The organism is Intrasporangium sp. Soil_C_50 (genome assembly GCF_057656595.1).
On the sequence record NZ_JBDGKB010000001.1, the window covers coordinates 872553 to 892358 of the forward strand.

Annotated in this window: 16 protein-coding genes; 11 read left to right on the forward strand and 5 right to left on the reverse strand. The window is 70.7% G+C overall.

What is annotated here, in order from left to right; all coding sequences use genetic code 11:
- Positions 1-122: 122 nt before the first annotated feature.
- Positions 123-1835 (forward strand): substrate-binding domain-containing protein, encoded by a 1713-nt coding sequence (locus tag AC3A5R_RS04025; RefSeq protein WP_487619472.1) that lies wholly within the window; start codon positions 123-125, stop codon positions 1833-1835.
- A gap of 51 nt (positions 1836-1886) precedes the next feature.
- On the opposite strand, the gene AC3A5R_RS04030 is transcribed toward AC3A5R_RS04025, so the two are convergent.
- Together AC3A5R_RS04030 and AC3A5R_RS04035 are read right to left on the reverse strand one after the other, a co-directional pair.
- Positions 1887-2963: a 4-hydroxy-3-methylbut-2-enyl diphosphate reductase gene (locus tag AC3A5R_RS04030; RefSeq protein WP_487619473.1), complete on the reverse strand. Its 1077-nt coding sequence runs from the start codon at positions 2961-2963 to the stop codon at positions 1887-1889.
- Entirely contained in the window at positions 2960-3973 is a 1014-nt protein-coding gene (locus tag AC3A5R_RS04035; RefSeq protein WP_487619474.1) for an aminoglycoside phosphotransferase family protein, read from the reverse strand. The genes AC3A5R_RS04030 and AC3A5R_RS04035 overlap by 4 nt, the downstream gene beginning before the upstream one ends.
- 54 nt (positions 3974-4027) lie before the next feature.
- On the opposite strand from AC3A5R_RS04035, the gene xseA reads away from it, so the two are divergent.
- On the forward strand, positions 4028-5536 hold the full coding sequence (gene xseA, locus AC3A5R_RS04040) for an exodeoxyribonuclease VII large subunit (RefSeq protein ID WP_487619475.1): 1509 nt from the start codon (positions 4028-4030) through the stop codon (positions 5534-5536).
- A gap of 10 nt (positions 5537-5546) precedes the next feature.
- Complete coding sequence (locus tag AC3A5R_RS04045; protein WP_487619476.1) at positions 5547-5843, forward strand: exodeoxyribonuclease VII small subunit; 297 nt, start codon at positions 5547-5549, stop codon at positions 5841-5843.
- A 30-nt stretch (positions 5844-5873) separates the two neighbouring features.
- Here AC3A5R_RS04045 and AC3A5R_RS04050 read toward each other — a convergent pair whose 3' ends face one another.
- Positions 5874-6494 (reverse strand): DUF4245 domain-containing protein, encoded by a 621-nt coding sequence (locus AC3A5R_RS04050; protein ID WP_487619477.1) that lies wholly within the window; start codon positions 6492-6494, stop codon positions 5874-5876.
- A gap of 94 nt (positions 6495-6588) precedes the next feature.
- On the opposite strand from AC3A5R_RS04050, the gene glpX reads away from it, so the two are divergent.
- The 8 genes from glpX to AC3A5R_RS04090 all read left to right on the forward strand — a co-directional run bounded on the left by glpX (position 6589) and on the right by AC3A5R_RS04090 (position 16440).
- Complete coding sequence (glpX, locus tag AC3A5R_RS04055) at positions 6589-7581, forward strand: class II fructose-bisphosphatase (protein ID WP_487619478.1); 993 nt, start codon at positions 6589-6591, stop codon at positions 7579-7581.
- 10 nt (positions 7582-7591) lie between these two features.
- Positions 7592-8518: a carbohydrate kinase family protein gene (locus AC3A5R_RS04060; RefSeq protein ID WP_487619479.1), complete on the forward strand. Its 927-nt coding sequence runs from the start codon at positions 7592-7594 to the stop codon at positions 8516-8518.
- 126 nt (positions 8519-8644) lie between these two features.
- A complete protein-coding gene (locus AC3A5R_RS04065; RefSeq protein ID WP_487619480.1) occupies positions 8645-10375 on the forward strand; it encodes a substrate-binding and VWA domain-containing protein in 1731 nt (576 codons plus the stop codon).
- 284 nt (positions 10376-10659) lie between these two features.
- Entirely contained in the window at positions 10660-12021 is a 1362-nt protein-coding gene (locus tag AC3A5R_RS04070) for an ABC transporter substrate-binding protein (RefSeq protein ID WP_487619481.1), read from the forward strand.
- Positions 12018-13172, forward strand: a complete 1155-nt coding sequence (locus tag AC3A5R_RS04075) for a carbohydrate ABC transporter permease (RefSeq protein WP_487619482.1) — start codon at positions 12018-12020, stop codon at positions 13170-13172. Before AC3A5R_RS04070 ends, AC3A5R_RS04075 begins: the two co-directional genes overlap by 4 nt.
- Positions 13169-14032 carry a carbohydrate ABC transporter permease gene (locus AC3A5R_RS04080; RefSeq protein WP_487619483.1) on the forward strand — a complete coding sequence of 288 codons (864 nt, stop codon included), beginning with the start codon at positions 13169-13171 and terminating at the stop codon, positions 14030-14032. Before AC3A5R_RS04075 ends, AC3A5R_RS04080 begins: the two co-directional genes overlap by 4 nt.
- A gap of 162 nt (positions 14033-14194) precedes the next feature.
- Complete coding sequence (locus AC3A5R_RS04085) at positions 14195-15907, forward strand: fumarate hydratase (RefSeq protein ID WP_487619484.1); 1713 nt, start codon at positions 14195-14197, stop codon at positions 15905-15907.
- 17 nt (positions 15908-15924) lie between these two features.
- Positions 15925-16440: a beta-class carbonic anhydrase gene (locus AC3A5R_RS04090; protein WP_487619485.1), complete on the forward strand. Its 516-nt coding sequence runs from the start codon at positions 15925-15927 to the stop codon at positions 16438-16440.
- A 105-nt stretch (positions 16441-16545) separates the two neighbouring features.
- Here AC3A5R_RS04090 and AC3A5R_RS04095 read toward each other — a convergent pair whose 3' ends face one another.
- The gene (locus AC3A5R_RS04095) at positions 16546-17706 is read right to left on the reverse strand and encodes a low temperature requirement protein A (RefSeq protein ID WP_487619486.1); all 1161 of its coding nucleotides are present in this window, start codon (positions 17704-17706) and stop codon (positions 16546-16548) included.
- Positions 17707-17729: 23 nt separating this feature from the next.
- Positions 17730-19802 (reverse strand): M3 family metallopeptidase, encoded by a 2073-nt coding sequence (locus AC3A5R_RS04100; protein WP_487619487.1) that lies wholly within the window; start codon positions 19800-19802, stop codon positions 17730-17732.
- Between the last annotated feature and the right edge of the window lie 4 nt (positions 19803-19806).

The window sequence follows — 19806 nt, forward strand, 5'->3', positions numbered from 1 at the left end:
CCACGACGTACGTCCCGCCCCGACCCCTCGAGATGCGTCGGGGCGAAATGTCCGGGATAGGGCGATAGTGGACACCCACGCGGGCCGCCACAGACAATACGGCGCGTGGGAGTGGCAGCACAGTGACCGGCAGCGGGGGGCCGGGACCCGAAGATCCAGCAGCAGGCACGGGCCGTCGCATCGGCCCCTACGAGCAGAGCCTCATCGACGGCCGCGAGCGGGCCGAGGCCGCCGAGCGCGACCGGCTGCGCCGTAGACGCCGCCACCAGGTGCTCGGCTCGCTCCTCGCCGTCGTTCTCGTCGCGGGTGGCGCCGTCGGGGCGTGGGTGTTCCTGACCCGACGCGACGTGCCGACGAGCGTACCGGGCGTGGCCGCCCGCCCGACCTCGTGCGCCAACCCGGCGAAGGTGCGCGTCGCCGTCGCGCCGGCCGTCGCGCCGGCGGTGGCCGCGGCCGCCCAGGCCCTGAGCAAGCACTCCGACAGCCCCTGCGCCGCCTACACCTTCGAGCCGGCCGAGCCCTTCGCCGTCGCGGGGTCGCTCATCGGCGCCGGACGCCCGGACGCGTGGATCACGGACTCGGACGTGTGGTTCGGGAGGGCCGCCTCGATCTCCGGGGTCAAGGCGACCGCTGGCCCACCGTTCGCGACGAGCGCTGTCGTCGTCGCGATGCCGGACGGAGCGGCAGAGGCCCTCGGCGACAACCTGACCTGGGGCGCAGTGCTCGGTGGGACGACCCCGGTCCGGATTCCCGACCCGAACCGCTCGACCGTCGGACGGCTCGCGCTCGGCGCGGTCGCCGCATCGGCCTCGGACAGCGCGCTGGGCACCGTCGTGTCGCGCGCCGCCAAGAGCGGCACCGGCTCGGTGTCGCTCGACGACCTCGCGGGCAAGACCCCGTCCGGCGCGGTGACCACCGAGGCCCAGCTGACGACGTGGAACGCGGCACATGCCGATGCCCCGCTCACGGCCGTCGCCCCGACGGAGGGCACCGGCCCGGCCACGTACTCACTCGCGTCGTTGTCCGACGACGCCGCGACCGCGCGCCTGGTCAGCGCACTGGGCAGCTACCTCCACACCGAGGAGGCGCGGAAGATCCTGCGCGACAGCGGTTTGCGCACGCCGGGTGGGGCCGACCCCAAGGAGCCCTCCGCCCTGCGCGGGACGATCACGGTGGGATCCGCCCCGGCCGACGCGTCGGTGGCCAAGACTGCGGCACTGTGGAACGCCTCCGCACCGAAGACCCAGGCGCTGCTCGCCGTGGACGTGTCGGGCTCGATGCTCGACCGCACCGAGAGCGGCGCCACCCGCCTCGGCACCGTGCAGCGCGCCACCGTGCGGGCCACCGCCGCGGTGTCGCCGACGACCTTCGCCTCGCTGTGGGTGTACTCGCTGCACGTCGGCGACAAGGCCGACGACTACAAGCCGCTCGTCGGTTACGGCAGCCTCGGCGACGGCAGGCGGCTCGCGGCCTTCGACCGGTCGGTCGCCGGGCTCGGCTCGGCCGTCGGCGGAGGCCGTGGACTCTACGACTCGATCGCCGCGACGTACGTGCAGGCCAAGGGCGCCTGGCGTCCGGGCTACACCAACTCCGTCGTGATCGTCACCGGCGGCCCGAACGAGGACGACTTCGGCCTGAACCTCGACCTGCTCAAGCAGCAGCTGTCGGCCGCCAAGGACCCGGCCCGGCCGGTCCGGCTCGTCGTCGTCGACATCGGCGGCAAGGCCGACGCCGGGGCGCTCAAGCAGGTCATCGCGGTCACCGGTGGGCAGTACGTCGCGACGAACAGCCTCGATGACCTGCAGCCGGCCCTGACCTCCGCCCTCGGCGGCTGACCTGTCGGGCCGCCGACCGGCGGTGCCTCCGGCCCGACGGGTCGGTGCGCGTCAGTGCAGCGAGCCGGCGTCCTCGAACGCGGCGTCGTGGCGCACGGTGCCGGAGTCCTCGCCCTTGCGGGCCTTGAGGTCGCGGCGCAGCTCGTTGGGCAGCGAGAAGAGCAGCGACTCCTCCGCCGCGATGACGGCCTCGACGTCGCCGTAGCCGCGCTCGGCGAGCCATGACAGCACGTCGCGCACGAGCACCTCGGGCACGCTGGCGCCAGAGGTGACGCCCACCGTGGTGACACCCTCGAGCCACTCCTCCTGGATCTCGTCGGCGTAGTCGACGAGGTGCCCGGCGCGCGCACCGTGCTCGAGGGCGACCTCGACGAGGCGCACCGAGTTCGAGGAGTTGCGCGAGCCGACGACGATCATGAGGTCGGTGTCGCCGGCCATCTGCTTGACGGCCAGCTGGCGGTTCTGCGTGGCATAGCAGATGTCGTCCGAGGGCGGGCTCTGCAGCGCCGGGAACTTCTCCTTGAGGCGCTTGACCGTCTCCATCGTCTCGTCGACCGACAGCGTCGTCTGCGAGAGCCAGACGACCTTCTCGGGGTCGCGGACCGTGACGTTGTCGACGTCGTCGGGGCCGTCGACGAGCGTGATGTGCTCGGGCGCCTCGCCGCTCGTGCCGACGACCTCCTCGTGGCCCTCGTGGCCGATGAGCAGGATGTCGAACTCGTCGCTCGCAAACCGCACCGCCTCGCGGTGCACCTTCGTCACGAGCGGGCAGGTGGCGTCGATCGTCTTGAGGCTGCGGGCCCTGGCCTCCTCGTGGACGACAGGGGCCACGCCGTGGGCCGAGAAGATGACGGTGGCACCCTCGGGCACCTCGTCCGTCTCGTCGACGAAGATCGCGCCGCGCTTCTCGAGGGTCGTGACGACGTGCTTGTTGTGCACGATCTGCTTGCGCACGTACACAGGCGGGCCGTAGAGCTCGAGGGCCTTCTCGACCGTGACGACGGCTCGGTCGACGCCCGCGCAGTAGCCGCGGGGCGCAGCGAGCAGGACCTTCTTGCTCGCTGCGGCAGGGGTGTCGGGCGTGTCGGTGCCGGTGGTCGGGGCGGGCGTCTCGGGGGTGGCGCTCATGGGTCCATCGTACGGGCCCCGCCGCGGGCAGCCCGAGCCGCGAGGCGCCCGCAGCGCTCCAGCGTGGACGCGTCCGGGACGTCGTCGAGCAGGCCGCGAACCTTGGGCGCCGCGAAGGCCTGGTGCTCCGCGCCGGCGTCAGGGTCGAGGAGCACGCCGACCTGCCCGCCGAGGAAGTTGAGCCACACGGCGATCCCGCTCGCGAAGACCTCTCCACCCTCTGGCAGCGCCACCCCTCCGGCCGCCCCGTACGCCGCGGCGAGGCGCGCGAGCACCCCCTCGTCGGGGACGTGGTGGAGCAGCACCGTGCCCACCTCACGCGCCGGGTCGTGCGGTCCGGCGTCCTCCCAGTCGAGCAGCCACCGGCGCCCGTCGGGCTCGAGCAGCGTGTTGTTCGCCTTGAGGTCCCGGTGACATCGCCGGGTCGGACCGAGGGGCGTCGCCGAGGCCCAGGCGGCGAGGTCCGCGAGCTCGGCGGCCCGGCCGGCCAGTCTCCGCGCCCAGTCGGTGCCGGCATCGCGGGCGCGGTCGGCGAGGGCAGCCCAGTCGACGTCGACGGTCGTGTAGAAGGGGTGCACACCCTCACTCGGTGCCGTGACGAGGCCGAGCCGGTGGATCCGTGCCCCACAGCGGAGGACCCACTGCTGCGCGTCCTCGTCGGAGCGATCCGGCACTGCCCCGGGCGCGAACTCGTGGACGCGCCACGCGACGCCCTGTGGGTCGTGGGCGAGAACGGTCCCCGACCGCGACCGCACCGGACAAGGCGCACGGACGCCCACGCCGCGGGCCCGCTCGACGAGGTCGACCTCGCGCTCCGCGAGCGCTTCGGCCACCTCCGGCGGGTTCTCCTGCCAGAAGGCCCGTTTCACCGCGAACGACCCGCTCGTCGTGTCGAGCCGATGCACGACGCCCATGGCCCCGCGCGCGACCCACCGGGACCCGGCCGGTGAGCCGAGGTCGAAGGCGTCGGCGAGCCAGGTCGTCGCGTCCGTCCCGAGCGGTGTCGTCACCGGATCGACGGTATGGACGCGGTCCTGTCGCCGCAACGCCTTATCGTTGCCCGCGTGAGCCTGCCGAACCCGCTGCCGGACAAGGCAGCCGACACCACCGCCGAGCAGCCCTGGCCGGTCCGCGTGCTCAGCCTCAAGATCAGCGACTACGTCGACCGGATGAGCCAGCTGTGGGTCGAGGGGCAGGTCGTGCAGTTCAACCCGCGCGGCGGCACGGCGTACCTGACTCTCCGCGACCCCGACGTCGACATGTCGCTCTCCGTGTCGGTGCCGATGAACGCCGTCAACGCCATGGCGATACCGCTGGCCCAGGGCTCCCGCGTCGTGCTCCAGGCCAAGCCGACGTTCTGGACCAAGCGCGGCACCCTGCAGCTCGAGGCCCGGCAGATCCGCCCCGTCGGCATCGGTGACCTCCTCGCCCGCGTCGAGATCCTCAAGCGCACGCTCGCCGCCGAGGGGCTCTTCGACGCCGACCGCAAACGACCCATCCCGTTCCTGCCCCACCGCGTCGGGCTCATCACGGGCCGGGGCTCGGCCGCCGAGCGCGACGTCGTCGAGAACGCCCGGCGCCGTTGGCCCGCGGTACGTTTCGAACTGCGCGAGGTTGCGGTGCAGGGCACCAACGCCGTCACCGAGGTCGTCGCGGCGCTGCGTGAGCTCGACGCCCATCCCCACGTCGACGTCATCATCGTGGCCCGCGGTGGTGGCGCCCTCGAGGAGCTGCTGCCCTTCTCCAACGAGGCGATGGTCCGGGCCGTCGCCGAGGCCCGCACCCCGGTCATCAGTGCCATCGGCCACGAGGTCGACCAGCCGTTGCTCGACCTCGTCGCCGACTGGCGTGCCTCCACCCCCACCGACGCCGGCAAGCGCGTCGTGCCCGACGCCGCCCACGAACGCGGCACCGTCGACACCGGCCGCGAGCGCCTGCGCCGGGCCCTGGCCCGACGCCTCGAGCACGAGCGCGCGGGGCTGCGGGCACTCGTGTCGCGCCCCGTCATGGCCGACCCCGTCGCGCTCGTGCGCCAGCGACGCGTCGAGCTGGCCTCCCTCCGAGACCGGGCGGCGACGCGTCTCGAGGCACGCCTGCACCGGGCGGCCGACGAGGCCGAGCACCTGCGTCGGCAGGTCGTCGCGCTCTCGCCGCAGTCGACGCTCGAGCGCGGCTACGCCGTCGTCCAGCATCGCGACGGACGGGTCGTCATGGACCGCGACGACGTCGGCGTCGGTGAGCTGCTGCGCGTCCGCGTCGCCCGCGGCGACTTCGGCGTCCGGCCGGTCAGCACCGGCACCGACGGCGCCGCGACGACGCCGAAGAAGGTGACGACGCCGAAGAAGGCGACGGCGCGCAAGGCCATGGCGAGCAAGGCCACGGCGAAGACCGCTTCGGCGAAGACCGCGGAGACGAAGAAGCCGACGGCGAAGAGCACGGCACGCACCACGCCGGCCCGGAAGTCCGCGCCCACGAAGACAACGACGTCGACGAAGCCGGCCGCCCCCACGGCGGATTCGGAGCAGGCGACGCCGACCCCGCACGCCGACGGCGACGTCGGCCCGACACCGTAGGGTGACGCGCATGTCCGACGCATCTCCCACCGCCAGCACCGCCGACTTCCCCGACATCGCCGGGCTGCGGTACGAGGACGCCCGCGAGGAGCTCGTCGGGATCGTCGCGCGGCTGGAGGCCGGTCAGGCCCCGCTCGAGGACTCCATGCACCTGTGGCGCCGGGGCGAGGCCCTGGCCGCGCACTGCGCGACCTGGCTCGACGGCGCCCAGGCCGAGATCGAGCGGGCCACCCGCGGCGGCGCCCCCGCGCCCGCCCAGGGCAACCCGCTGCACGCCGACGACGCCGTCTTCGACGACGAGTCCTGAGCGACCGCCCTACGCGTCAGGGCCCCGGCGTCAGGGTGCCGCTGCCGGCTGCACCGGGCGCATCGCCGCGACGAACGCCTTGAGCTCGTCCTCGGACGCGTTGCCCGAGGCGACGATGGTCGGCTGCGTCGCGCCGGTGCCGCGCACGACGTAGGCCACCTGACCGGCGTCCGAGGCGGTGAACCGCTCGAAGCTGCGGCCCGACACCTGCACCGTGCCGGCGGCGTCACCGTCGTTGACCGAGCGGCGCAGCCAGCCGTCGGTCGGGTTGACGGCCTGCTTGAGGCTGATGTCCGCCCCATTCGGCGTCGTCCACACCGTCGTGAAGGTGCGGACCTTCTCGGTGCCGGGTGCGTACGACGCGACGGTCGGCACCCAGCCGGACCCGAGGCCCTGTGGCAGCTGGACGGTCATCTTCGCCTGGGCCGCGACCTGACGCGCCTTGTCGAGCGCGTCGACGGCGGGCCGGTCGACGTGGTCGGTGCGCGGCACGATGGCCACGAGCGCGAGGACGAACAGGCCGATGACGAGCATCGAGCGCAGCATGTTGGGCAGCGTGCCCATCGAGTACCGGCTGCGCGGTGCCGCAGGCTCCTCCACCGGCTGCTGACCCGGCAGGTCGGTCGGCGAGGGGGTGGAGGTCGTGCTCATGCCCCCATCGTCCCCGACGTGCGGACGCCGTCCAAACGCGGGTCCGGCCACCGCTAGGCTGGCGCGGACTCGTTCTGCGCCGACGGAGGACCCGATGAAGCACAGCCAGCCCGATCGCAACCTCGCCCTCGAGCTGGTGAGGGTCACCGAGGCCGCCGCCATGGCGGGTGGCCGGTGGGTCGGCCGCGGTGAGAAGAACAAGGCCGACGGCGCCGCCGTCGAGGCGATGCGCGCCATGATCTCCACCGTCAGCATGCGCGGCGTCGTCGTCATCGGCGAGGGCGAGAAGGACAACGCCCCCATGCTCTTCAACGGTGAGCAGGTCGGCGACGGCACGGGCCCCGAGGTCGACGTCGCCGTCGACCCCATCGACGGGACGACCCTCACGGCCAAGGGCATGAACAACGCGGTCGCGGTCATGGCCGTCGCCAACCGTGGCGCCATGTACGACCCGTCGGCGGTGTTCTACATGGACAAGCTCGCCACCGGGCCCGAGGCGGCCGAGGTCGTCGACATCCGGCTTCCCGTCGCCGAGAACATCCGCCGGATCGCCAAGGCCAAGAAGGAGACCCCGGCCGACGTCACCGTGGTCATGCTCGACCGGCCCCGCCATGAGGGACTCGCCCAGCAGATCCGCGACACCGGCGCCCGCATCCGCTACATCGTCGACGGCGACGTCGCCGGCGCCGTCATGGCGGCCCGCCCCGGCACCGGCGTCGACCTGCTCCTCGGCATCGGCGGCACCCCGGAGGGCATCATCGCGGCCTGCGCCATCAAGTGCACCGGTGGCGTCATCCAGGGCAAGCTGTGGCCGAAGGACGACGAGGAGCGCCAGAAGGCCCTCGACGCCGGCCACGACCTCGACCGGGTGCTGTCCACCGATGACCTCGTCGTCGGCGAGTGCTTCTTCGTGGCCACCGGCATCACCGACGGCGAGCTGCTGCGCGGAGTCCGCTACGGCGCCAAGTCGGCTCGGACCAACTCCCTCGTCATGCGTTCGCGCAGCGGCACGATCCGCACCATCGACAGCGAGCACCGCTTCGACCGTCCGGGCTGGTTCGGCAGCGCCGACATGGTCGACGCCTGAGGGGGCGCGCGTGTCCGACATCCGCACGCTCGTCGTCGGTGAGGCGCTCGTCGACGCCGTGACGACGCCCGACGGCGCCACCGCCGAGCACGTCGGGGGCAGCCCGGCCAACGTCGCCTTCGGCCTGGCCGCGCTCGATCACCCGGTCGACCTGGCCACGTGGATCGGTCACGACGCCCGCGGCGAGCGCATCGCCGCACACTGCGCCGAGCGCGGGGTCACCCTGACCGAGGGGTCCCGCGAGGCCGCCGCCACCTCCCTCGCGCACGCGACGCTCGACGCGTCGGGCGCGGCCACCTACGTCTTCGACCTCGAGTGGCACGTCGCACCGGTGCCCAACCTGCAGGCCTACGGCCACGTGCACACCGGCAGCATCGCCGCGGTCATCGAGCCCGGGGGCCACGAGGTTCGCGCCGTGCTCGAGGCGGCCCGGGGCGCCGGTGCCACCGTCTCCTACGACCCCAACGCCCGCCCGACGCTCATGGGCGCCCCGGCCGACGCGCGGCGGGTCATCGAGGCCGCCGTCGCCCTGGCCGACGTCGTCAAGCTGTCCGACGAGGACGTCGAGTGGCTCTGCCCGGGCGAGTCCCTCGACGACGTCGTGCGCGGTTGGGGCGAGCTCGGCCCGGCCGTCGTCGTCGTGACGCGCGGTGGGCAGGGCGCCCTCGTGCGGGTCACCGTCACCGGCGAGCAGGTGTCCCTGCCCGCCCCGAGCGTCGACGTCGTCGACACCGTGGGCGCGGGCGACTCCTTCATGGCAGGTCTCATCTCGGGGCTGCTCGACGCCGGCCTGCTCGGCGGAGCCGCGTCCCGCGAGCGGCTGCACGCCGCGACGCTGGCCGACGTGACGCCTGCGGTCGAGCGCGCCCTGCTGACCGGGGCCCTGACGGTGCAGCGAGCGGGCGCGTTCGCACCGACGAGATCCACGCTGCGATAGGACATTTCGGGCATTCGACAAACGCGCGACAGTTCAGGCACCATTCTGCGCGAGCCGCCCGGTACCGTTGCTCGGTGGTTCACCCCGACGTCCCGGCACCGGGGCGTCCTCATGTGAGGAAACCCCGTGTCCAACCCGACCCCTCCACGTCGCCCCCTCGGCCCGTACGAGCAGAGCCTTCTCGAGGGCCGTGCCGCCCGTAAGGCGCTCGAGGCCAAGCTGGCCCGCAGCCGTCGCAACCGGCGGATCGCCGTCGCGCTCGCCCTGGTGCTCGTGGTCGTCGGCGCCGGCGCGGGTGGCTTCACGTGGTGGCAAGGCCGCGACCAGGCACCCGTCGCCGCCCTGACCGGTACGCCGGGCAAGTCCTGCCCGGAGCGCACGCCGGTCTCGCTCTGGGTGTCCGAGGCGGCGCAGCCCGCCGTCCTCGCGCTCGCCAAGGAGTACCAGGCGGACCCAGACTCGCCGTGCGTCGACTTCGTCGTGCGCAGCAAGACCCCGATCGAGGCCATGATCGGCCTCGGCCAGGGTCAGCCGAACCGCCCCGACGGGTGGATCCCCGACTCCGAGCGTTGGGTCGAGCGGGTCAACGAGTCCGCCAAGATCAACGCCAAGGTCGCCAAGCCCTTCGCCAAGAGCCCGCTCGTGATCGCCATGGACCCCGCGCGCGCCAAGGCCCTCGACGGGCAGCCGACGTGGCTCGAGCTCGTCGGCTCGGACTCCCCGATCCGGATGAGCGACCCGCGCTCGACGACCGCCGGCATGCTGACGCTGGCCTCGGCGCTGCCCCAGCTGAGCACCGAGCAGGGCCGCGTCGTCATCCCCACGCTCGCCAAGGGTGCTGCCTCCTCGATCGACGAGCTCTTCTCGACCTACAACGCCAAGCCGCAGGACGCTGCCTCGTTCCCCGTCGCCGAGGCTGACCTCATCGACCACAACCGGCTCTACCCCGACCATCGCATGGTGTCGGTGACCCCGAGCGAGGGGACGCCCGCCTTCGAGTTCTCCCTCATCAACGTCGCCACCGACCCCGTCAAGGCCCAGGCCGTGGAGATGCTCCGCACCTACCTCATGACGCCGGACGCCGCCAAGATCCTCGCGCAGTACGGCATCCGCTCCAGCGCGGTGCCGGTGACGATGCCGACGCCCACCGGCAGCATCGGCGACGTCAAGATCGGCCCGACGCCGGACGCCGCCACCGTGTCGGCCGCGACCGACACGTGGCAGTCTGCGACGACCGACTTCTCGATCCTGTCGGTGTTCGACGTTTCGGGGTCGATGAACGACAAGGTCGGCAACAGCACGCGCGTGGCCATCACCCAGGAGGCCGCCGGCATCGCCCTCTCGGCCCTGCCCAAGACGACGAAGCTCGGCCTCTGGATCTTCTCCATCGACAAGGGCGGCCCCGGCCGGGACTGGCGTGAGCTGGCCCCGATCGGCCGCCTCGACGACGACAGCCACCGCGCGCAGGTCGCCACCGCGGCCGCGACGCTGTCGAAGAACGTCGGCGGCGGCACCGGCCTCTACGACACGATCTGGGCCGCCTACCAGAAGGCCAAGGCGCAGTACGACCCCGAACGCGTCAACGCCGTCGTCATCCTCACCGACGGTCGCAACGAGGACCCGGCCGGCATCTCCCTCGAGCAGCTCAAGGCCAACCTGCGCTCCGCGAGCGACCCGAACAAGCCGATCGCCATCACGACGATCGGCATCGGGCCCGACGTCGACGCCACGGCACTGACGGCGATCTCGAAGATGACGTACTCCGACTTCTACTCGGCGCCGACCCCGGCCGACATGACGACCGTGCTCGCGCGGGCGCTGTTCGACCACGACTGCAAGAACGGGCGCTGCGTCTGAGCCCGCCGCACACCCGCCGAGGGGCCCCCACCGCGACCGCGGTGGGGGCCCCTTCGCGTGGCACGGGTGTGACGCGACCACCGCGGCGAACAGCGACGCTACGGGTATGAGCGCGGTGCCCCATACGTCCCATCGAGCGCTTCGGCACCACCGGCCGCAAGATCACGGTGCGGTAGCGACGCTGGACCGCCCCCCTCCGTCGCGGTAGGAATGGACTACGAAACGTGACTCTGCTCACGTGGTCGGCGGGGATCGACGGCACGACTCAACGACGAGGAGCGAGCATGACCGGTTTTCCGAGACGGGCCCTCACGACGGCAGGTGCGGTCGCGGCCGCGATGGCGCTGTTGTCCGGGTGCTTGCAGAACCCCAACGCCGGCGGCGGTGGCGGGGGTGCCGGCGGCGGCGGCAACGCCGTGGCCCAGGGGGGCAGTGCCCCCAACGACAAGGTCGTCACCATCCTCGGCGCCTTCGGTGGCGACGAGGAGAAAAACTTCAACGCCTCGCTCGCCAAGTTCGAGCAGCAGACCGGCATCAAGGTGCAGTACACCTCCGACCAGGACTTCACCACGACGATCAAGCAGAAGGTCCAGTCCGGCGACTCCCCCGACATCGGCCTGTTCCCGCAGCCCGGTGGCCTGCTCGAGTTCGCCGCCCAGGGCAAGATCCAGCCGATCGACACCTTCCTCAACTACGACCAGCTCGACCGCACCCTCATCAAGGGCTTCCTCGACGCCGGCCGCTACAAGGGCCGCGTCTACGGCGCCCCGATGCGCATGGCCTTCAAGAGCGTCCTCTGGTACCCGAAGGACGCCTGGACCAAGGCCGGCTACCCGACGCGGTTCAACACCTTCCAGGACCTCCAGTCCCAGGTCATCGACAAGATCAAGGCCGGCGGCGTCTCCCCCTGGTGCGAGGCCTGGGGTTCGGACCAGGCCACCGGCTGGGTCGGCACGGACTGGATCGAGCAGCTGATGCTGTCGATGTACGGCCCGCAGGTCTACGACGACTGGGTGGCCCACCGCATCCCGTTCAACGACCCCAAGGTCGTCAAGGCCTTCGACGAGGTCGGCAAGATCATCAAGGACGACAACAACTCCTTCGGTGGCCCCAAGGGCATCCTCAACACCGCGTTCGGTGACGCCATGAACCCGGCGTTCCAGACCCCGGCCAAGTGCATGCTCCTGCGCCAGGGCAACTTCATCACGACCTTCCTGCCCAAGCCGGTCCAGGCCGACCTCGACAACAAGGTCGGCATCATGGTCTTCCCGCAGTGGAAGGGCGGCTACGACAGCCCCGTCGTCCTCGGTGGTGGCGACATCGCCGGGCTCTTCAACGGCGGCGACCCCGACGCGCAGAAGGTCATGCAGTTCCTGACCTCCGACAAGTTCGGTGCCGAGTGGGCCAAGGCCGGCGGGTGGCTCTCGCCGCACAAGACCTTCGACGCGAGCAACTACCCGGACAAGACCACCAAGGAGATCGCCGCCTTGGCCGGCGCCGCGAGCGCCCTGCGCTACGACGGCTCCGACAGCATGCCCAAGGCCGTCGGGTCGGGCACGTTCTGGACCGAGATGGTCAAGTGGATGAACGGCCAGCCGACCCAGCAGACGGTCGACAACATCGAGAACTCCTGGCCGAAGTCATGACCGCCGACACCGCATCCATCACGCAAGGAAGTAGGTCGCGCCCGAGCGACCCCGAGGCCGCGCTGCGGGCCAACCCGCTCAAGATCATCCTCGGCGTCGTCGGCATGGTCGTCGTGGTCTGGTTCCTCGGCAACCTGTTCCTCGCGTTCGGCTTCTACCCCCAGTGGTTCGGCAACAAGGTCGTCATCGGCCTGCTCGCCATCATCGCCGGGGTCGGTGGCGCCGGGGCGATCTTCTTCTTCCTCAACATGTTCGTCGAGGGCCTGCCCTCACGCCTGTCCGAGGGAGTGATCCCGTACGCCTTCCTGCTGCCGGCTCTGTTCTTCGTCGCGCTGATGCTCATCTACCCGACGTTCCAGACCATCAACTACTCGTTCGCCAACGCCGACAGCACCGCCTACGTCGGCCTGCAGAACTACAAGACGATCTTCGGCGACAGCGAGTTCTGGAACTCGATCCTCAACAACATCCTGTGGCTCATCATCGTGCCGGCGGTCGTCGTCGGCTTCGGCGTCGGCGTCGCCGTCCTGTCCGACAAGCTGTCGGCGCTCGGGGAGAAGGTCGCCAAGAGCCTCGTGTTCATGCCGATGGCGATCTCGTTCGTCGGCGCCTCGGCGATCTGGGGCCTCGTCTACGCGTACAACAACCCGGGTGAGGCCCAGACCGGCCTGCTCAACGCGATCTGGACCGGGCTCGGCGGCGACCCGCAGACGTGGTTGCAGATCTCGACGGCCAAGCTCAACTCGCTCCTGCTCATGGTGATCCTCATCTGGCTGCAGGTCGGGTTCGCCATGGTCCTGCTGTCCTCGGCGATCAAGGGCGTTCCCGACGACACCATCGAGGCGGCGCGCATCGACGGCGCCACGGAGTTCCAGATCTTCTGGCGGGTCGTCGTGCCGCAGATCAAGGGCACGATCATCACGGTCTTCGTGACGGTGTTCATCCTCGTGCTCAAGGTCTTCGACATCGTGTACGTGACGACGAACGGCAACTACAACACCAACGTCATCGCGAACCTCTTCTTCAACAAGCTGTTCGCCGCGAGCGAGGCTGGTCAGGCGACTGCCATCGTCGTCGTCCTGCTCGTCGCGGTCATCCCCTTGATCTGGTACCAGATCAAGCACTTCAAGGACGAGGAGGCGAACCGATGAGCAGGCGACTCATGAAGGACGGGCGGCCGCTCAGCCCGTTCTCGATCGTCACCATGACGATCTTCGCGCTCCTCTGGACGATCCCGACCATCGGTCTGCTCGTCACCTCCTTCCGCACCCGCGACGACGCCGCGTCGTCGGGGTGGTGGACGGCGCTGTTCAACCCAGGCAGTGCCAACTGGACGACGAGCAACTACCAGGGGGTGTGGAGCGGGCAGGACTTCGCGAGCGGCTTCATCAACAGCATCGTGGTGGCCATCCCCGCGACGGTCATCCCGATCATGTTCGCGGCGTTCGCGGCCTACGCCTTCACGTTCATGAACTTCCCGTTCAAGGAGTTCATCTTCCTGCTCATCATCGGCGTCATGGTGGTGCCCATCCAGGTGGCGTTCCAGCCGATGCTGAACATCCTGGGCCCGCGTGGCCTCGGCATCTCGGGCCAGTACATCGCCGTGTGGCTGTTGCACACCGGCTTCGGCATGCCACTGTGCATCTACACGTTGCGCAACTACATGAGCACGCTGCCCAAGAGCGTCATCGAGTCGGCCAAGATCGACGGCTGCTCGCACTACCAGACGTTCTGGCGCCTCGTGTTCCCGATGTCGATCCCGGCCGTCGCGGCCTTCGCCACCCTGCAGTTCCTCTGGGTGTGGAACGACCTGCTCATCGCCAAGCTGTTCCTCAACAGCGGCAACACGACGGTCATCGTCAAGCTCCAGCAGCTGCTCGGCACGCAGGGCCAGGGCGCGGAGCTGCTCACCGCCGGCGCGTTCATCACGATGATCGTCCCGCTCATCGTGTTCTTCGCCCTCCAGCGGTTCATGGTCCGCGGCATGACCTCCGGCGCCGTCAAGGGCTGAGGAGGCCCACAGCACCACCTGCGCGAAGGTCCCCTCCCGGCCATCACTAGGCTGGGAGGGGACTTTCGCGTCCACGGCCGCTTCGCCGGCCGGAGCCGTCGTGGTCCGGGCGCCGCCCGTGGGGCGGCGTCGCAGCTGCAACCGACGCACCAAGGAGCTGTCGTGGTCGAGTTCGCCTACGAGGACCTGCTGCCCATCGGCGCCGACGAGACGCCGTACCGCCTGCTCACCACCGACGGGGTACGAACCGTCGAGGGTCCCGGAGGCCGCACCTTCCTCGAGGTCGACCCCGAGGCGCTTCGCCTGCTCACCGAGACCGCGATGCACGACATCGCGCACTACCTGCGGCCCGGGCACCTGCAGCAGCTGCGCAACATCCTCGAGGACCCCGAGGCGAGCAACAACGACAAGTTCGTCGCGCTCGACCTGCTCAAGAACGCGAACATCGCCGCCGGCGGCGTGCTGCCCATGTGCCAGGACACGGGCACCGCCATCGTCATGGGCAAGCGCGGTCAGCACGTGCTGACCGAGGGCACCGACGAGCGGGCCGTGGCCGAGGGCGTCTACGACGCGTACACGCGGCTCAACCTGCGCTACTCCCAGATGGCGCCGCTGACGACGTGGGAGGAGAAGAACACCGGCTCGAACCTCCCGGCCCAGATCGAGCTCTACGCCGACACGCTGCCCGGGCACGAGACGTCGTACAAGTTCCTCTTCATGGCCAAGGGCGGCGGGTCGGCCAACAAGAGCTTCCTCTACCAGGAGACCAAGGCCATCCTCAACGAGGAGGCCATGATGCGCTTCCTGGACGAGAAGCTGCGCTCGCTCGGCACCGCGGCCTGCCCGCCGTACCACCTGGCCATCGTCATCGGCGGTACGAGCGCCGAGTTCGCCCTGAAGACAGCCAAGTACGCGTCCGCCAAGTACCTGGACAGCCTGCCCAAGAGCGGCTCGATGACGGCGCACGCGTTCCGCGACACCGAGCTCGAGGAGCAGGTGCTCGAGCTGACCCGCCAGTTCGGCATCGGCGCCCAGTTCGGCGGCAAGTACTTCTGCCACGACGTCCGCGTCGTGCGACTCCCCCGCCACGGCGCGTCGCTGCCCGTGGCCATCGCCGTGTCGTGCTCCGCCGACCGCCAGGCGCTCGGCAAGATCACGCCCGAGGGCGTCTTCATCGAGCAGCTCGAGACCGACCCGGCCCGCTTCCTTCCCGACGCCGGCTCGGTCGACCTCGGCGACCACGAGGACGACGCCATCGGCGTCAGCTCGACGAGCCGCAACGTCGTCGTCAAGATCGACCTCAACCAGCCGATGGACGACATCCTCGCCGAGCTGAGCAGGCACCCGGTCAAGACGCGCCTCTCGCTCAGCGGTCCGCTCGTCGTGGCCCGCGACATCGCGCACGCCAAGATCAAGGAACGCCTCGACGCCGGCGACGACATGCCGCAGTACCTCAAGGACCACCCCGTCTACTACGCCGGGCCGGCCAAGACGCCCGAGGGCATGCCGTCGGGGTCCTTCGGCCCCACGACGGCCGGCCGGATGGACTCCTACGTCGACCAGTTCCAGGCCGCCGGCGGCAGCAAGGTGATGCTCGCCAAGGGCAACCGGAGCAAGCAGGTCACCGACGCCTGCCACGAGCACGGCGGCTTCTACCTCGGCTCGATCGGCGGCCCGGCCGCGCGCCTGGCCCAGGACTGCATCAAGCACGTCGAGGTCCTCGAGTACGAGGAGCTCGGCATGGAGGCGGTGTGGAAGATCGACGTGGAGGACTTCCCCGCCTTCATCGTGGTCGACGACAAGGGCAACGACTTCTTCGCCGAGGTGAGCAAGCCGGTCGCCTTCACCATCGCCAAGCGCCCCGGGCTCGAGTGAACAAGGAGACAACTGCATTGACCGAGAACGCTTCCGCACCAGCCGGTTTCGAGGATCTCGTAGCCGCCAACCGCGAGTACGCCGACAACTTCGACATGGCTGGCTTCGACGGCATCGCCCGTGCGGGCGTCGCCATCGTCACCTGCATGGACTCGCGCATCGCGCCGCTGCAGCTCGTCGGCCTCAAGCCCGGCGACGCGAAGATCTTCCGCAACCCCGGCGGGCGCGTCGGCTCCGACGCCCTCGAGGCGCTCGTGCTCGCCACGCACCTGCTCGGCGTCGAGCGCATCCTCGTCGTGCCGCACACGAGGTGCGCCATGGCCTCCAACACCGAGGCCGAGCTGCGCGAGCGCGTCGGCGCGAGCGCCGGCGAGGACGCGTCGTGGATGCACTTCCACGCCATCGCCGACCAGGAGCGGGCCCTGCGCGAGGACCTCGCCCGGGTGCGCTCGCACCCCCTCATCGCCCAGGGCACGCAGGTCGCCGGGTTCATCTACGACGTCGACACGGGCCTGCTGCGCCACGTCGCCTGACCTGATCGAAAGAGCAGTTCGTCCCCTGCCAGTGGACCGCGCGCTCACGATCACGGGGACGAACTGCTCTTTCGATCACGGGGACGAACTGCTCTTTCGATTGCCTCAGCGGGTGCTCCAGACGTGGTGGGCCACGGCGGCCGCGAGCACCAGGCCGGTGACGAGCACCGTGACGCCGATCGGTTGCGCCACGGCCGCGACGACGAGCACGAGCAGACCCACGCCGATGCCGACGCGCCGTTCGGCGGCCGGCGCGCCGGCCATCGAGTGCATCGCCGTCAGGCACCACACGTAGACGGCGACAGCACCGGTCAGAGCCAGACCGACGACGCGCGCGGACGCCTCCGCGTGACTCTGCACGACGTCCACCGCAGCAGCGAGCCCCGCACCCGTCGCCGCCACGGACGCGAACACGAGGTAGTGCCCGTAGCCCGTCAGGAAGACGCTGGCGATGGACCCCTCGAACAGGCCCGCGTGCTCGCGCTTGAAGTAGAGCCACCACATCGAGAAGACGATGAGCAGCCCGCCGACGACGAGGGCCCGCAGGCCGCCCGCCGCACCGGTGGCCAGCGCTCCCTGCACGGCCTGCACCGACGCGAGGACGACCTCCCCGAGCACGATGAGCGTCAGCAGGGCGTAGCGCTCGGCGATGTGGTGCGGGTGGAACGGCGTGATGCCGCTCCGCTCGGCGACGACCGGCACGAGCAGCTCGAGGACCACGAGGGCGAAGAACGTCACCATGAGCGCCGTGCGGTCCTGGATGAGGAGCCGGCCGATCCACAGCACCTGGACGGCGGAGATGCCCACGGCGTAGGTCAGCGCGGTGCGCCGGCCCTCCGGATGGCTCCTGGCGGCGCGCAGCCACATCGCGACCATGGCGAACCGCATCAGCGCGTAGCCGCCGACGACGAGCCCCGACTGCTCGGTGAGGAAGAGCTCGGGGATGCCGGCGGCGAGCATGAGCGACCCGGCCATGATCGCGAACGTCAGCAGCCGGTAGGGCACGTCGTCGCAGTCGTAGGACGAGGCGAACCACGTGTAGTTCATCCACGCCCACCAGATGGCGAAGAACACCATGACGAAGTTGACGAGCTCGCCGAGGTGTCCGGCAGCAAGTCCGTGGTGCCACTGCGCCGCCGCACTGGCGATGGCGACGACGAAGACGAGGTCGAAGAACAGCTCGAGCGGCGTCGCGACGCGGTGCTCCTCGTGCGGGTCCCGAGGCTGCATGCGTCGCGAGAGGGGCACGACGTTGACGTGGCTCACGACCCGAGTCTGCCAGCAGGCCTTCAGTCGAGGCCGCGACGCTCGAGGAGGTGGCGGATGTCGGCGTCGGCGCCGCGGAACTCCCGGTAGGAGGCGAGCGGGTCGACCGACCCGCCGATGCCGACGACGTACCGGCGGTAGCGGTCGCCGTTCTCCCGGGTCAGACCCCCGTTCTCGCGGAACCACGCGACCGTGTCGGCGTCGAGCACCTCGCTCCAGATGTAGGCGTAGTACTGCGCGTCGTAGGAGTAGGAGAACGTGTGCGCGAAGTACGTGGACCGGTAGCGCGGCGGCACGAGCGGGTTCGCGAGCCCGACCTTCGCCAGGGCCTGCGCCTCGAACTCCTCGACGTCGGTGACCGCCTCGGCCTCCTCGACCGTCAGCGCGTGCCAGGCCTGGTCGAGCAGCGCTGCCGCGAGGTACTCCCCCGTCGCGAATCCCTCGCCCCACGACTGCCCGGCGACGAGCCGGTCGACGAGCTCCTGGGGCAGCCGCTCCCCCGTCTGGTGGTGCACGGCATAGCTGCCGAGCACCTCCGGCCAGAGCATCCACATCTCGTTCACCTGGCTCGGGTACTCGACGAAGTCGCGGAACACCCGGGTGCCGGCGAAGTGCGGGTAGGTGACCCGCGCGAGCAGGCCGTGGATCGCGTGCCCGAACTCGTGGAAGAAGGTGCGGGTCTCGTCGTAGGTGAGCAGGGTCGGCTCGCCGTCGCCGGGCTTGGGCACGTTGAGGTTGTTGACGACGACGGCGCTCGACTGGCCGAGCAGGGTGTTCTGGTGGACGAGGCTGTTCATCCACGCACCACCCTTCTTCGTGTCTCTGGTGTAGAGGTCGAGCAGGTAGAGGCCGAACGGGGTGCCGTCGGCGTCGTGCACCTCGAACACACGGACGTCGGGGTGGTAGCCGACGAGGTCGTCGCGCTCGTGGAAGGTGAGGCCGTAGAGCCGCTCCGCGGCGAGGAAGATGCCGTCCTGGAGCACCCGCTCGGCCTCGAAGTAGGGACGCATCGCGGCGAGGTCGACGTCGTACGTCGACGCACGCACCTTCTCCGACCAGAACGCCCAGTCGTGCGCCTCCACCGGGCGGCCGGCGTCCCGCTCTAGCAGCTCGCGCTCTCGCTCGATGTTGCGGGCCGCGGCGGGCGCCAGACGACCGAGCAGCTCGAGGACGCGCTCGGGCGAGCGGGCGGTCGAGTCGGCCAGGGCCGCGCCGGCGTGCGTGTCGTAGCCGAGCAGCCGGGCCCGCTCCGCCCGCAGCCGCACGATCTGCAGGACGAGGTCCTTCGTGTCGTCGGCGTTCCCGCGGTTGCCGCGGCTCGTCTGCGCGTCCTGGATGCGGCGGCGCAGGTCGCGGTCGGTCAGGGAAGCCAGGTGCGGATGGCTCGTCGGCAGGACGAGGGTGACGAGCCAGGCCCCGTCGTGGCCGTGCTCACGAGCCGCCTCCGCCGCAGCGGAGACCTCGCCTGCGGTGAGGCCCTCGAGCTGCGCGGCGTCCTCGACGAGGACGGCGAGGTCGTTGGAGTCGGACAGCAGCTGCTTCTCGAAGCGCGTGTTCAGCGTCGCGAGCCGGCCGTTGAGGTCGCGAAGCCGGTCCTTCGCGTCGTCGTCGAGGCCTGCGCCGGCGACGGTCATCTCGGTCAGGTGTCGCTCGACGAGCCGACGCGACTCTGCGTCGAGGGCCGCCATCGCCTCCGTGTCGCCGTGCACCGCCGCGATGCGCGCGTAGACGCGTGGGTCGAGGCGGACGGCGTCGCCGTGGGCGGTGAGCCTCGGCGCGTACTCCTCCTCGAGGGCCTGCATCTCGGCGGTGGCCAGCGAGCTCGACGTGCCGAAGAAGGCGAGGCTGACCCGGCTCAGCAGCCGACCCGACCGCTCGAGCGCGACAACGGTGTTCTCGAAGGTCGGCGGCTCGGTGCTGCCGGCGATCGCCTCCACCTCGGCGCGGTGCTCGGCCATGCCGGCGTCGAGGGCCGGGCCGTAGTGCTCGACCCGTATCTGGGCGAACGGCGGCAGCGAGAACGGCAGCGTGCTCGGCTCGAGCAGTGGGTTCGCGTCGCTGGTGTCGGTGGCGGCGGTGGTGGCGGCGTCGGGCATGACG